Origin of the sequence: Pseudoalteromonas rubra (genome assembly GCF_001482385.1) — a bacterium.
Classification (GTDB): Bacteria; Pseudomonadota; Gammaproteobacteria; order Enterobacterales; family Alteromonadaceae; genus Pseudoalteromonas; species Pseudoalteromonas ardens.
Genome location: NZ_CP013611.1, coordinates 3,720,636 through 3,737,757, shown reverse-complemented (window position 1 = coordinate 3,737,757; position 17,122 = coordinate 3,720,636). Strand labels below are relative to the sequence as shown.

The 17,122-nt window shown below is 46.2% G+C and carries 4 protein-coding genes; all 4 read right to left on the bottom strand.

Annotated elements, in window-relative coordinates:
- Positions 1-148: 148 nt before the first annotated feature.
- The 4 genes from AT705_RS16185 to AT705_RS16170 all read right to left on the bottom strand — a co-directional run bounded on the left by AT705_RS16185 (position 149) and on the right by AT705_RS16170 (position 16,731).
- Positions 149-718, bottom strand: a complete 570-nt coding sequence (locus AT705_RS16185; protein WP_058797369.1) for a hypothetical protein — start codon at positions 716-718, stop codon at positions 149-151.
- Positions 709-8,142 (bottom strand): FG-GAP-like repeat-containing protein, encoded by a 7,434-nt coding sequence (locus AT705_RS16180; RefSeq protein WP_058797368.1) that lies wholly within the window; start codon positions 8,140-8,142, stop codon positions 709-711. The genes AT705_RS16185 and AT705_RS16180 overlap by 10 nt, the downstream gene beginning before the upstream one ends.
- A gap of 721 nt (positions 8,143-8,863) precedes the next feature.
- A complete protein-coding gene (locus AT705_RS16175) occupies positions 8,864-9,340 on the bottom strand; it encodes a hypothetical protein (RefSeq protein ID WP_058797367.1) in 477 nt (158 codons plus the stop codon).
- 2 nt (positions 9,341-9,342) lie between these two features.
- Complete coding sequence (locus tag AT705_RS16170; RefSeq protein WP_058797366.1) at positions 9,343-16,731, bottom strand: FG-GAP-like repeat-containing protein; 7,389 nt, start codon at positions 16,729-16,731, stop codon at positions 9,343-9,345.
- Positions 16,732-17,122 lie beyond the last annotated feature (391 nt).

Sequence of the window (17,122 nt, the reverse complement as noted above, 5' to 3'; positions counted from 1 at the left end):
GTGTTTTGCCTAACCAGGTAACGGTTATCAGTCGCTCAGGCAAAGCCGGCGTCTTTCGAGGTTCCAATAAAAAATGCCCCTGTTAACAGAGGCATTTTTAGTTTCGCTAAGTGTACTCAATCAGCGGTAAGTATGTGTACTTGCGTACCTAGTGCTCAAGAGGAATGCCCATGCCAATGATCAGTCGCTCTTGATCAACAGATGGATAGATACTCCGCCATGACTGTTTATTCACCGCCAGAATATGCTTGTTATGCTTATCTATATACACATTCAGTATGTTCGGCGGCTCAGGTGAGTCAACTAAGGCAGTAATCTCCATTAACTTATCGCTCAATTCGTCACCGCACAAAGGCTGCTTGTAAATTTCCGATATGCTTGTAAGCAAAACATTGAAGCTCCCCTTCCCCTTACTGGAAAAAGGGGCCGGACTCACTGAATAGCTTAGCTCATACTTCGGATGTGCATAAATATTGGATTTATAGACTTCCTCAGCAACCGAGATCTCTTCTGATTCCTGTAAGTCTGCCTTCGCCATTAAGACTTCTTTCCCAAACAGCCTGGCTCTGACAGTCTCAATCCCAAGTTGCTGATAGGGCAATGCCTGCTCGCTCACATAATGAAAGCGAATATATTCCAGTTGATTTAGTTTTTCCTGACAGGCTACGCTTTGGAACGCAGCCATGCCAATCAGAAAAGTAATGCTTCTTACCAGCATCGCATGGTTTCCCCACATTTCGGTGCGACTTCATTGATATAAGAGGTTTCGATATCGTGAATCACCTGCATAAAACCATTCGACTTATTGTAGTATTGATCAGCAGTCAACGTTGCATCCCAGACACCCAGTATACCTCTTGCCTGTCCAAAGAAACCCGCTTGTGGGGCAACCGGACCAACAGCCGTTGCAAGGGTACCCAATGGGTCTCCTGTCATAGTCGTTCCTCCACTGATGATTTTCGTAGCGTACGGCATCATTTCCTTTATCAATCCAGGTTCAAGCGCTTTCATCATAGCCAGTTTGTGAATGTTTGCAGTACTTGCACTACGAATTGTTTGTGCACCATCGCCTTTGATGTAGCCAAACTCTTTTGCAAGTGCCGCAATGCGCGCTCTATCAACTCGATCTTTAGTATTGAGGTTGCCTATATGCTCCCTGAGGGCCCGAGCATTCTTTTTGGCCTCTTCAATTAAGCCACCTTTCTCAGCATTGTACCACCACTGCATAGCTGAAGTGACCGCACCGTTAGCAAACTTACCACCGGTTAGTTCAGACACTGTGCCCCCTACCAAGCCTGCGATGATGGTACGGGTATAAGCATTACCAAAATTCGAGGTCTTAGGGTTCATAAAGCCTTTCATACTCGCCGTGACCATTGAGCTGACAAAACCATGACCAAATTTCCCACCTTGTAGAACGGAGGTGATCCCACCAACCATGGCATGGGAAGCCACATTGGCCAATGAGGTTAGCCCTCCCGTCTCAAATGGCAGGGCAGTACCTATGGCCTCAGAAATCCCAATCGTAACACTAGAGATAACATAGGCCTTGAGTGCTGCACCAAAACTCCCCGTTACTGCATAGGTTTTCAGCCCCTGATATAACGGCAATGCCCAGGGCGCATATATCCCCAACGCAATACTGACTGCCGCATCCAGAATTGGGATCTTCGCGATGGCTTTAAGTAGAGAGCTCAGCCCCGTGATCTTCATTAACTTCTTCAGGAAGTAACCGCTTGGGTCGTTGTAAGTCAATGGGTTATTCAGCACATAGCTGTAACGGTTATGGCTTTGCGTTACGCCCGGAAACTGAATAAACGGATCGGCCTGCAGGAATCGACCCAGATTGGCATCATAGATACGTCCGTTCATATGTATGATATCGAGCTGATCTACCTGCTCGTGCCCGGTAAAGGCGCGCATCTGTGTCAATGGTAACAGGCTGCTGCCCATTTCAGAAGCCGCATACACCCGCTGCTGTTTACCCCAGGGGTCATAAATATACTGCGCAATTGCACTGCCGCTGTCATTGGTCACCAGCACGGTTGAGCCCAACATATCGCTGTGTGCAACCTGAGTTTTTTGTGCCTGACCCTCAACCTGACTGATCACCACGCCACCAGCATACCAGCGATGCTCAATTTGTGATGGCAAAGCACTACCACTGCTGTTTTTACCGCCTGACTGTTTGATCAGCTCATAGACCTTACCAATATAGTACACCTGTTTCGTTTGTGAACTGCCATTCACCAGTTGTACGTCTTTACGGTAATAACGATGACCCGCTTCGTCATACCGGAATTCAGTAAAGGTATTATTGTCCTTGGTGATCTTATAAGGCTTATCAAACTGGGTGTAGTAAAAACGACGCTGACCATCATTAACAATGTTGCCATGGCTATCATAAGACATACTGTAGCTGCGCTTACCACTTGCCCCGGAAACAGATGTCAGCTGATACGGATTATTGGTATTCGTATAGTTGTAAGTGCCTACATTGGTGTTGGTTTTGATATTGCCATAGGCATCATAGCTGTAGGTTTGATTGGCCAGGCGCAATGAAACACCATAACGGGTGCTGGCATGGCTTACTGTACGGGTTTTGAGACGCTGCAGACCGTTATTTTCATAACCAAAAGACTCGGTAAATTTGAACGAGTCATTGCCGACGCCCGGCTCATAATACTGACTGATACGATGACGCGTGGTGCCACGGATATCATGCTTATAATTCACCGTATACAGCGTCTGAGTCGCGTTTGAAATAGAAATTGAGTCAATAAAGGCACTGTCGTTTTCAAACGACTGAGTCCGGGATACCCCACCTGCAAACGTCTGCTGTGTCACCCGACCTTGTGCATCAACGCGCTCAATTTTGCTCAACAACTTATTCGTGGCGACATCATAGTTACTGCGCAACTGACCGTTCGTGTAATACGACTTCACAAACATGCCGTTTGGCAATGCCATCTGACTAACCTGACCCAGGCTGTTATAGCTGGAAACAGTCTTAAACTCACCACCCGCATTTTTAGTTACACTGCTTTCAGGACGGCCTAAGTCATCAAAGGTATAGTGCTTACTGATACTTGCTGTGTTGTTGGCAATTAAGTTTTCGCAGCTTGGCGCTGAGCCTGTCACACGGAACTGATAAGAGTCTGTCAGTTTACCAATGTTATGCGCAGATTTGCTGTTGCCATACACATTACAGCTGACCAATGAGCGGCCAGATACGGTTTTATCCAGCTGAACGGTACGTGATACCTGACCCAGCTTAGTATAGAAAGTCTCTTTTGTTTCAGAGCGACCATTGACCTCTTTAACCACTTCTCCAAAGCCGTTGTAATACAACTGCCAGGTCCCCCGGCTGGGATCTTCCACCTTGATTTTTCTACCATAACGGTCGTAGTGCGTTGTGGTTACGGTGTTTTTAAACTGCCGAGTGCTGCTATTGTAGACCGCATTCGTCGTGCTCACGATATCGCCAAACGCGTTATAGTCAAATTTGACACGATTTACGTTGTCAGAGCTAGAACCTGTATAAGGATCTGTATTATATAGCGTTCTGCCTAATACATCTTGTAACTCATCACGTTTATAGCTAACTGCGCTGTAGCCATCATTACTACCGCCCACGTCCGTGGTACGAGTTAAATGACCCAGATATTCAACATTTGTTACTTTACCACTGGGCATAGTGGTTTTTTCTAGCCGGTTGTAACCATCAAATGCGTATCTGATCGTGTACTTAGTCTCTCCCGATTTATATGGTAATGTCTTGGTTATCGGGTTGTTATGTCGGTCGTAGGTGATATCCTCGTACGCCACACTGCCATCGACCAGTGCTTTGGTATTACGTACATTGCGGCCATATCTATCAAACACCTGATACTGCGCAGCAATGCCAGACTGAGTTGATTTTGTATAGTAGTGTCCACTCACCGATGAGCACAGCGAGCTGCTGCCACAGGATAAGGTTTCACTCTTCTGATAAGTCCCGTTCGCAAAACGGGTCTCTGCCGCTTCTCCCCACTGGTTCAGAAGCTGTGTTTTAGATACACCGTTAGCGCTGGTTTCTGTGACAGACTCAATGCGCCCATCCGGATTACTGACACCGTTATACAGATACGTAACAGCCTGATTCAGCGCATTCGCCTTTCTGATAACCAGCTCGCCCGTGCTGTCATACTGGGTATAACTAGAGCGTGTCTCTGAGCCCACAGTGACATCAATTTGCTTCACATTACCAAACGCATCGTAGTGCTTTGTTTTGGTGTACTTATTACTGGCATCACAGTGGTTTACATTATTACGGCTAGTCGAACTGCCGGCACATTCTGGGGCGACGGTTTCGCTTTTCAGCATCAAGTTATCGTAGTAAGTAAACTCCGTTTTACGAGTCAAATTAGAATAAGACAGACCCTGCTTAGCATATTGCAACTGTCTCACCGAGCTCGACTTTAAGCGCCCATATCTCAGATAGTCCGCACCTGTGTAATAAGCGTTGGTTGAACTGGTGATGTGCGCCACAGTCCAGCTATCCTGGCCACTTCCCGTTGGCATATAGGTCGCCGTAGTATTGCTCGTCAGGTTACCCCACTTGTCGGTCAGTCCTGAGTCATAACTGTTGGTCACCATAATACGCTTGATGGGACGGCGGGTACCGTCAGAGCCTACCTGCCAGCCTTTTTCATCGCTGTGACGAAGATAAACAAAGAGTGAGCCCAGCTTATCGGTATGCTGTCTAAAAGTAGAGGTTGCATGCGTGATCAGGTTATCGCCGGCATAAGATTTGGTGAACTGAGGCTTACCCGTCAGTGGCCAGCTCTGGTGATAGCGCGTCGTCGTTTTGATGTTCGTTTGTGGATCGGTGGTTTCTATTTCATAGAAGCCCTGAGGCCCACGCCCCAGTTTATCAATCTTAAACCCGGAGTATTTGTATTTAACACCCACTTGCTGGGCCGATGAACCACTGCCATTAGAATCTGAATAGACACTGCTAACCAGCCACATACCAAATTTTGGTGAGAAGAAGTTCGCATTCACCTTACCTAAGGTATTAAACGCCGGTAAATGGGTGTACACCGCGTCGTCTGATATTTTCTTATAGTTAATGTCAGTTTCAACACCGAAACCAGTGGTGACTTTAGTCAACTTATGCGAGGCAACGCTGGCGCTCAGCATTGTATTACGATAATGCGCAAAGGTTGCATTGGACGTTGTAGCAGTACTACTGCGCAACACATCAACCAGGCCATCACCATCTATGTCACCAATTTTAAGCGTATGGCCGGTGCCCTTTAATTCACCACCCAGTTTGATTGCAGTGTAGCCAATACTCGTGGCGCTGGTTGTTTTCCCTGTCCAGACGGTGGCCTGCACCCCATCGGTATAGGTTGTATCGACCCAGACATAGCCCGTACCACAATTTTGCCACGAAGCAGTTCCCACCTCCTCAGCCAACGCCGGTACTTCAGGTTCAATGCCATGAGGAAGGCCATCCCCTACCCAACGACAATATCCTTCACGATCCACCACTTGAGCATGGTTAAGCGCGATGATATCAGCAATATTATCCTGGTTGACATCAGCAAAGTGGACATTCCCACGGTAACTCGCTGTGCCCATTTTTGCAGAGAGGATCGACAAGCTTTTTGCTGATTGTAACGGTGCGGTCGCATTGCCAGTACCCAGGCGATACTGCCAGCCACTGTTTTTAGCAAACACCAGATCAGACAAGCCATCGCCATTTAAGTCTGCAAACCGAATGTCTTCCACACCACTGAAGTCATAGTCGAATTTACTGTATTCATCTGTGCCTTTACTCAGCAGCAGCTTATATTTATAAGCCGTACGAGAGCCCGGACACCCAGCCTGACTGTGCATGGGGCCATAACTGGTTTTTAGCCTGACAATGAAGTCTGATACACCATCTGCGTTAATGTCTGCGCTTTTGGTGAATTTACGCTCTATGGAATGAGATGAATAGCACCCCTGGCTGCTTCGGTCAGGAGAAAAGTCTGCGGTACTAAACTCATAGAAATAATCAAGTGCACCGTAATCCCGGCCCAGGGCGTTATTGGACTCTATGTTCTTGCGATACGCCAGCTTTCTACCGGAGCTAGATAGCCAGTCAGACAAGCCATCACCGTCAATATCAACAAACATCGTGGAGCTTGAATATCCCGGAGCCAGTGCCACAGCCGAGCTGAAAGAAAGCCTTTCCACATACTCATGCGGATAACAAATGCCTCTGCCCTGCAATTGCGTGCGGCTCAGGCTGGCTGGCTGGGAAAACGCTTCGCTACTTACGGTCTCTGCCGACTGGACTTCTTCTAAATAATCGGCATGCATCAGTTCTGCGCTGTATGGTTGTACCCCATCATCACAGATCATATCCGACACCGTTTGCGTAGCAGGCTGATAGGCCTTTGCATACCACTTAGTTGTCGAGCCCGACGTTTGTGCATAGATAATATCGGTATACCCGTCCCCGTTCACATCCGTCAGTTTAAAATCATTAACCGACTTCAGGTTTGAGGTGATCACGTCTGTATCATGACCTGCGATCTTAACGCTCAGTACTTTCCCCGTACTGTTGGTATATAAGAAATCTGAGCGACCATCGCCATTAAAATCGGTCAGTAAGGTCGTTGTTCTTATTCCTGAAGTTTGATTTGCTGCCACCGCAAACCCAACATCGCTGGTGTCTTTTTTATAGTCGAAGGTAAGTGCGTACTTACATGATTTATCTGAACTGATTGAGGTACATTCCTGAATGCTGTCAATATAGTCATGCTTACTGCCATCACCGTTGATATTGTAGTAACGATATGCCTCACCGCCGCGTGTGACCTCAATCCCCGAAATGCGTTTTACATTCGCCACCTTACCCCCATGGGCGTAACCATACTGGCGGGTATTACGGTCGGTGTAATCAAAGTCAACTTTGACCTTTCCGTAAGCAATGTAGTTCAGCAAGTGATAGCCAAGGCTGGTATTGGTGGTGTAGTGATAGGTAATTTTATTGCCGAAAATATCACTGACCTGCTTCAGTGCCCAGGTGTGTGCCCCTTTCGCTGAGCTGCCAGCTGGTTTGACAAACGCATCACTGTCATTGCTTAACGACGTGTCGCCGTAATATTTTGTATCACCATCTTTGGATTCAACAACAAAACCTTTAGGTCCGGTGTTACTGCTATCTGTACCGATTGCTTTAATGGTCATAAAATTAGACAGCTCAGTGCGATAGGTACTGTTTGCGGCACCATAGCTGCCACTGACCAGGATCAGGCGATTACCATCTAAACAATAACCGTCGTTCTTTTGCATTCTGACCGCTTGCTGTTTACCGTCTGTGGCAATGTTTTTTGTACATCGAGTGATGGCTGAAGCGGCTGCGACATTCCACCCATACCCGGCATTACCGACGCCTGCAGCAGAGCTATAAGAGATAGAAACCGACGGTTTAATGCCGCCAGGTCCCTTAGGTAAGGTTACGGGTACTGTGTAAGTTGCCTGACCCGTTTCATCTACTCTAAAGCTGCCCGCAGTGGTATCTATTTTGCTGGCCGGTTCTACTACACCTTGCCCGGTATATAAGAAAGTACCATTTGCCGATGCCAGGAAAACCTCAGAGCCCGACTTTACATCTAGTCGGCCGTCACCGTTAACATCTGTAAGTTGATAGTTGTTAGCCAAATTAGTACCCGACGGCAGCTTAAGTGCACGGATCGCGCCCGATTTGGTGCCAATCGAAATGAGGCTCGCATCATGATAAGAGGATGCATCAGTGAAGAGGACATAATCTCTGGTCCCATCACCATCTATGTCTTGCCAGCGCAGACGCTCTGTTAGCGAGGCACTCAGCTGCAGCTGAGATTCTATGGCTCTAAACTGTGATTCAGAGAGTACTTCACGGGTCCACTGGCCGTTACTGTATCTTAGTTTGAGCAACCCCATGGTGGGGTAGACGTGTAAAGGCACATTAATGTCACCAGCAATTAAGACAAACTGCTTAGGCGACTGAATATAGATATTTCCCGAGCTATCCTCATAGACACTGGGCGACTGTGCAACACTCGCCTGTGCCAGTGAGGAAAACAGAAATAATAAACTTATTATTTGTATTATCGTTTTCATATTTTCCAAATCCCTGACTGGTTTTATTTACCTTAGCGCAACAAAAGACAATCTCTCTGAACAAAATTCAGGCAGAGATTATACCTAAACCAGGAAAATGAACAAATGATTAATTTGAGAAACAATATTGATATATTTAATGACTGAGAGACACACGATTCACTTTATCAACGACAGAAAAACAAAAGGCCGCTTGTTGACCAACAGTCAGAACCTATTGCACCTTTACATTACAACGCTCATTTTAAAAGCGCTCAGCTCATTCGCATGTCAATTTAGAGCTGGTACTCAAGAAGTCGTTAAGCTCAGAAACAGAACATCAAACTCGCATTTTTCAGACTAACAGTCCTTTTCAAAATGTATTTGTGAAACGCTTTAGTCGTAGCTACCGAAACGAAGTGTTAGATTTACATCGATAGCAAATTCACGACGCTAAAGGTGAATAGTTAGATATTTCTCACTATACGCTAGAGGGTATGACTTCTGTCGATTACCTTAAGGAAATATAGTTTTTACAATGAGCTGTACTAGACTGGGTTGAGTTACATGTGCAGAAACAAGAATAATCCGGGCACTGAGTTATCAGTTAAACCCGGATGTCAGTTAAAGCAACTCTGTTATTGTGGATAGAGCCAGACATAAAAAGTAGCGAAAAAGCTTATTCTTACAAAACCCACACATATGTGCATTTACGAATAAATACCAACAGCATAGTTAAAGTTTAGCAATCAAATCGACTAAAAAACTGCCTTAGTTCTTCTAAACTAAAGCTTGGTGTTTGTCGACTTTCAAACTTATATTTACTATTGTTCATTTTCACCAAGAGCTCCCATAAAAGGTGCTCATTTCCGCCCTTCTTTTTTTCAATTCTATACACTAAACTCTCAAGTTGTGGATAACATTTATAAGCACCTCTATAGACTAACCTTTCTTTATACTCAATGGGGTCATCAAAAAGAGGATTAATGTAGTAATCTACTAGCGGTGATAAAAACCCCAGTTCGACCGCTTTTTTAGTAAATTTCTTATAGTCATCCTCTTTTAATACACGCATAAATTCTATGCAATTATTAACGTTATTTTCAGTCATATGTTCCAAGTTAGAAACAGTGCACTCCTTCTCCAAAACGACCCTGTCGCTTGCAGAAAACGCTATACCGACTGGCAATATCAAGAGTAAAAGTGCAATGACCTGCATATTTAATCCTCTACCTTACGTGGCTGAAATGTTACAAACTTTCCGTCCGCCCTATGTGTATAACTGCCGTCACCATGTAAATAGACAATATTTGTTGGGGCAGTTACCGTTACTTGTAATGCATCAGACAAGTGTTGAGCAAATGAATTTGATCCCAATGCACCTGTGTAACAAGCATACAGTTTTATTGGTGTGCCTGGTGTCCACCCCGCATTTTCTAAGCTCATTTGAACTGAGTAACTATCTCCCGTCTTATAGTCCCTTCCAACCAGCATAAATCCTGCTTCCTTGCCATGTTTTGTACCCACTACACCATGAGCCGAAACTTCAAATACTTCAGGGTCATTGTCTCTTTTAGCAAACCTAGAGCGAATTTCTGTTACTGGTTCTCCCGATGAAGGATCTATGCCATATTTGGGTAATAAATCAGCATCTGGAAACGAGGGATTACCCTCTGCATTATACCACCACTGCATAGCTGAAGTGACCGCGCCATTCGCAAACTTACCACCTGTCAGTTCAGAAACAGTACCCCCTACCACACCGGCTATAATGGTTCTCTTAACTGCATCTGCAAACACACCCGTTTGTGGTTTCATAAACCCTTTCATGCTCGCCGTCACCATCGAGCTGACAAAACCATGACCAAATTTACCCCCTTGCAGAACGGAGGTGATCCCCCCAACCATCGCATGAGAAGCAACATTCGCAACCGCAGTTAAACCACCCGCTTCAAAAGGTAACGCACCTCCAATCACTTCAGAAACACCAATCGTCACACTGGAAATAACGTAGGCCTTGAGTGCTGCACCAAAGCTGCCAGTCACAGCATAGGTTTTCAGCCCCTGATATAACGGCAATGCCCAGGGCGCATATATCCCCAACGCAATACTGACCGCCGCATCCAGAATTGGGATTTTCGCGATGGCTTTAAGTAGTGAGCTCAGCCCCGTGATCTTCATTAACTTCTTCAGGAAGTAACCACTCGGGTCATTGTAAGTCAATGGGTTATTCAGCACATAGCTGTAACGGTTATGGCTTTGCGTTAAATCCGGGAACTGAACAAACGGATCCGCCTGTAAGAATCGACCCAGATTGGCATCATAGATACGCCCGTTCATATGTATGACCTCGAGCTGATCTACCTGCTCGTGCCCGGTAAAGGCGCGCATCTGTGTCAATGGTAACAGGCTGCTGCCCATTTCAGAAGCCGCATACACCCGCTGCTGTTTACCCCAGGGGTCATAAATATACTGCGCAATTGCACTGCCGCTGTCATTGGTCACCAGCACGGTTGAGCCCAACATATCGCTGTGTGCAACCTGAGTTTTTTGTGCCTGACCCTCAACCTGACTGATCACCACGCCACCAGCATACCAGCGATGCTCAATTTGTGATGGCAAAGCACTACCACTGCTGTTTTTACCGCCTGACTGTTTGATCAGCTCATAGACCTTACCAACATAGTACACCTGTTTCGTTTGTGAACTGCCATTCACCAGTTGTACGTCTTTACGGTAATAACGATGACCCGCTTCGTCATACCGGAATTCAGTAAAGGTATTATTGTCCTTGGTGATCTTATAAGGCTTATCAAACTGGGTGTAGTAAAAACGACGCTGACCATCATTAACAATGTTGCCATGGCTATCATAAGACATACTGTAGCTGCGCTTACCACTTGCCCCGGAAACAGATGTCAGCTGATACGGATTATTGGTATTCGTATAGTTGTAAGTGCCTACATTGGTGTTGGTTTTGATATTGCCATATGCATCATAGCTGTAGGTTTGATTGGCCAGGCGCAATGAAACACCATAACGGGTGCTGGCATGGCTTACCGTGCGGGTTTCCAGGCGTTGCAGACCGTTATTTTCATAACCAAAAGACTCGGTAAATTTGAACGAATCGTTGCCGACGCCCGGCTCATAATACTGACTGATACGATGACGCGTGGTGCCACGGATATCATGCTTATAGTTCACCGTATACAACGTCTGAGTGGCGTTTGAAATAGAAATTGAGTCAATGAAGGCACTGTCTTTTTCAAACGACTGAGTCCGGGATACCCCACCGGCAAACGTCTGCTGTGTCACCCGACCTTGTGCATCAACGCGCTCAATTTTGCTCAACAACTTATTCGTGGCGGCATCATAGTTACTGCGCAGCTGACCGTTCGTGTAATACGACTTCACAAACATGCCGTTTGGCAATGCCATCTGACTAACCTGACCCAGGCTGTTATAGCTGGAAACAGTCTTAAACTCACCACCGGCATTTTTAATCACACTGCTTTCAGAGCGACCTAAGTCATCAAAGGTATAGTGCTTACTGATACTCGCCGTGTTGTTGGCAATTAAGTTTTCGCAGCTTGGCGCTGAGCCTGTCACACGGAACTGATAAGAGTCTGTCAGTTTACCAATGTTATGCGCAGATTTGCTGTTGCCATACACATTACAGCTGATCAGGGAACGGCCAGGCACGGTTTTATCCAGCTGAACAGTACGTGATACCTGACCCAGCTTAGTAAAAGAGTTCACTTTTGTTTCAGAGCGACCATTCACCTCTTTAACAATATTGCCAAAGCCATTGTAATAGAGCTGCCAGGTTCCCCGGCTGGGATCTTCCACCTTAATTTTTCTGCCATAACGGTCGTAGTGCGTTGTGGTTACGGTGTTTTTGAATTGCCCTGAGCTACTATTATAAACCGCGTTTATTGTGCTGACTGTATTACCGAAAGCGTCATAATTAAATTTAACACGATTCACAATATCCGGATTAGAGCCTGTATAAGGATCTGTCTTATACAATGTACGATCCAGCACATCCTGCATTTCATCGCGTTTGTAGCTGCTGGCACTATAGCCATCATTACTGCCCCCCACATCCGTGGTACGGGTTAAATGACCCAGATACTGGATGCTTGTCACTTTGCCACTGGGCATAGTGGTTTTTTCTAACCGGTTGTAACCATCAAAGTCGAAGCGCGTCGTGTACTTAGTCTCTCCCAATTTATAGGGCAGTGTCTTGGTTATCGGGTTGTTGTGCCTGTCGTAGGTGATATCTTCATACGCCACACTGCCATCAACCAGCACTTTGGTATTGCGCACATTGCGGCCATATATATCAAACACCTCATATTGCGCGGCTACACCAGATTGAGTAGATTTAGTATAGTAGCGTCCGCTCACCGATGAACACAGCGAGCTGCTGCCACAGGATAAGGTTTCACGCTTCTGATAAGTACCATTCGCAAAACGCGTCTCTACCACTTCTCCCCATTGATTCAGAAGTTTCGTTGTTGACACGCCATTGGGGCTGGTTTCTGTGATAGACTCAATGCGTCCATCCGGGTTGCTCACGCCGTTATACAGATACGTGACAGCCTGATTCAGCGCATTCGTCTTTCTGACAACCAGCTCACCCGTGCTGTCATACTGAGTATAACTAGAGCGTGTCTCCGAGCCCGCAGTGACATCAGTTTGCTTTACATTACCAAACGCATCGTAATGCAGTGTTTTTGTGTACTTATTGCTGGCATCACAGTGATTCACATTATTACGACTAGTCGAACTGCCGGCACATTCTGGGGCGACGGTTTCGCTTTTCAGCATCAAGTTATCGTAATAGGTAAACTCCGTTTTACGAGTCAAATTAGAATAAGACAGACCCTGCTTAGCATATTGCAACTGTCTCACCGAGCTCGACTTTAAGCGCCCATATCTCAGATAGTCCGCACCTGTGTAATAAGCGTTGGTTGAACTGGTGATGTGCGCCACAGTCCAGCTATCCTGGCCACTTCCCGTTGGCATATAGGTCGCCGTAGTATTGCTCGTCAGGTTACCCCACTTGTCGGTCAGTCCTGAGTCATAACTGTTGGTCACCATAATACGCTTGATGGGACGGCGGGTACCGTCAGAGCCTACCTGCCAGCCTTTTTCATCGCTGTGACGAAGATAAACAAAGAGTGAGCCCAGCTTATCGGTATGCTGTCTAAAAGTAGAGGTTGCATGCGTGATCAGGTTATCGCCGGCATAAGATTTGGTGAACTGAGGCTTACCCGTCAGTGGCCAGCTCTGGTGATAGCGCGTCGTCGTTTTGATGTTCGTTTGTGGATCGGTGGTTTCTATTTCATAGAAGCCCTGAGGCCCACGCCCCAGTTTATCAATCTTAAACCCGGAGTATTTGTATTTAACACCCACTTGCTGGGCCGATGAACCACTGCCATTAGAATCTGAATAGACACTGCTAACCAGCCACATACCAAATTTTGGTGAGAAGAAGTTCGCATTCACCTTACCTAAGGTATTAAACGCCGGTAAATGGGTGTACACCGCGTCGTCTGATATTTTCTTATAGTTAATGTCGGTTTCAACACCGAAACCTGTGGTGACTTTAGTCAACTTATGCGAGGCGACACTGGCACTCAGCATTGTATTACGATAGTGCGCAAAGGTTGCATTGGACGTGGCAGCTGTACTACTGCGCAACACATCAACCAGGCCATCACCATCTATGTCACCAATTTTAAGCGTATGGCCAGTGCCTTTTAATTCACCACCCAGTTTGATTGCAGTGTAGCCAATACTCGTGGCGCTGGTTGTTTTCCCTGTCCAGACGGTGGCCTGCACCCCATCGGTATAGGTTGTATCGACCCAGACATAGCCCGTACCACAATTTTGCCATGAAGTGGTTCCCACTTCCTCGGCCAACGCCGGTACTTCAGGTTCAATGCCATGGGGAAGGCCATCCCCTACCCAACGACAATATCCTTCACGATCCACCACTTGAGCATGGTTAAGCGCGATGATATCAGCAATATTATCCTGGTTTACATCAGCAAAGTGGACATTCCCACGGTAACTCGCTGTGCCCATTTTTGCTGAGAGGATCGACAAGCTTTTTGCCGACTGTAGTGGTGCGGTCGCATTGCCAGTACCCAGGCGATACTGCCAGCCACTGTTTTTAGCAAACACCAGATCAGACAAGCCATCGCCATTTAAGTCTGCAAACCGAATGTCTTCCACACCACTGAAGTCATAGTCGAATTTACTGTATTCATCCGTGCCTTTACTCAGCAGAAGCTTATATTTATAAGCCGTACGAGAGCCCGGACACCCAGCCTGACTGTGCATGGGGCCATAACTGGTTTTTAGCCTGACAATGAAGTCTGATACACCATCTGCGTTAATGTCTGCGCTTTTGGTGAATTTACGCTCTATGGAATGAGATGAATAGCACCCCTGGCTGCTTCGATCAGGAGAAAAGTCTGCGGTACTAAATTCATAGAAATAATCAAGTGCACCATAGTCCCGGCCCAGTGCGTTATTAGATTCTATGTTCTTACGATAGGACAGTTTTCTACCTGAACTAGATAGCCAGTCAGACAAGCCATCACCGTCAATATCAACAAACATCGTGGAACTTGAATACCCCGGGGTGAGCGCCACAGCCGAGCTGAAAGAAAGTCTTTCAACGTACTCATGTGGGTAACAAATGCCTCTGCCTTGCAATTGTGTACGGCTCAGGCTGGCTGGCTGGGAAAACGCTTCGCTACTTACGGTCTCTGCCGACTGGACTTCTTCTAAATAATCGGCGTGCATCAGCTCTGCGCCATAAGGCTGTACGCCGTCATCACAGATCATATCCGACACCGTTTGTGTCGCTGGCTGGTAGGCCTTGGCATACCACTTGGTTGTCGAGCCCGACGTTTGTGCATAGATAATATCGGTATACCCGTCCCCGTTCACATCTGCCAGTTTAAAATCATTAACCGACTTCAGGTTTGAGGTGATCACATCTGTATCATGACCTGCGATCTTAACACTCAGTACTTTTCCCGTACTGTTGGTATATAAGAAGTCCGAGCGACCATCGCCGTTAAAATCGGTCAGTAAGGTCGTTGTTCTTATTCCTGAAGTTTGGTTTGCTGCCACCGCAAACCCAACATCGCTGGTGTCTTTTTTATAGTTAAAGGTAAGCGCATACTTACATGATTTATCAGCACTGAACGAGGTACATTCCTGAATGCTGTCAATATAGTCATGCTTACTGCCATCACCGTTGATATTGTAGTAACGGTATGCCTCACCGCCGCGTGTGACCTCAATCCCAGAGATGCGTTTTACATTCGCCACCTTACCCCCATGGGCGTAACCATACTGGCGGGTATTACGGTCGGTGTAATCAAAGTCAACTTTGACCTTTCCGTAAGAAATGTAGTTCAGCAGGTGATAGCCAAGGCTGGTATTGGTGGTGTAGTGATAGGTAATTTTATTGCCGAAAATATCACTGATCTGCTTCAGTGCCCAGGTGTGTGCCCCTTTCGCTGAGCTGCCAGCTGGTTTGACAAACGCATCACTGTCATTGCTTAACGACGTGTCGCCGTAATATTTTGTATCACCATCTTTGGATTCAACAATAAAGCCTTTAGGTCCGGTGTTACTGCTATCTGTACCGATTGCTTTAATGGTCATAAAGTTAGACAGCTCAGTGCGATAGGTACTGTTTGCGGCACCATAGCTGCCACTGACCAGGATCAGGCGATTACCATCTAAACAATAACCGTCGCTCTTTTGCATTCTGACTGCTTGCTGTTTACCGTCTGTGGCAATGTTTTTTGTACATCGAGTGATGGCTGAAGCGGCTGCGACATTCCATCCATACCCGGCGTTGCCGACGCCTGCAGCTGAGCTATAAGAGATAGAAACCGACGGTTTAATGCCACCAGGTCCCTTAGGTAAGGTCACAGGTACTGTGTAGGTTGCCTGACCCGTTTCATCCACTCTGAACTCACCGGAAGTTGTATCTATTTTGCTGGCCGGCTCTACGACACCTTGCCCGGTATATAAGAAAGTACCATTTGCCGATGCCAGGAAAACCTCAGAGCCCGACTTTACATCTAGTCGGCCGTCACCGTTAACATCTGTAAGTTGATAGTTGTTAGCCAGATTAGTACCCGACGGCAACTTAAGTGCACGGATCGCGCCCGACTTAGTGCCAATCGAAATGAGACTCGCATCATGATAAGAGGATGCATCAGTGAAGAGGACATAATCTCTGGTCCCATCACCATCTATGTCTTGCCAGCGCAGGCGCTCTGTCAGCGAGGCGCTCAGCTGCAACTGAGATTCTATGGCTCTAAACTGTGATTCAGAGAGTACTTCACGGGTCCACTGGCCGTTACTGTATCTTAGTTTGAGCAACCCCATGGTGGGGTAGACGTGTAAAGGCACATTAATGTCACCGGCAATTAAGACAAACTGCTTGGGCGACTGAATATAGATATTTCCCGAGCTATCCTCATAGACACTGGGCGACTGTGCAACACTCGCCTGTGCCAGTGAGGAAAACAGAAATAACAAGCTTATTATTTGTATTATTGTTTTCATATTTTCCAAAATCCCTGATTGATTTTTTTTTACCTTATAGCAACAAAAGACAATCTCACTGAACAAAATTCAATCCGAGATTATACCTAAACCAGGAAAATGAACAAATGATTAATTTGAGAAACAATATTAATATATTTAATGACTGAGAGACACACGGTTCACTTTAACCACAACCGCAAAACCAAAGGATCCAATCGACCCACAGCAAAACCGATTTAGCCCCTTTGATTGCAACCCCCAGTTAAAACAATCTACTCATTCACATACCAATTTAGAGTAAACGTGTTGTGACTCAATAAAACCGGGTATCCGAATTTTTCCGATACAGTCGATTTCACACCGTTTCCGACAAGGCACTGCAATGTGGATCTGACTTCCTTTTTAAACT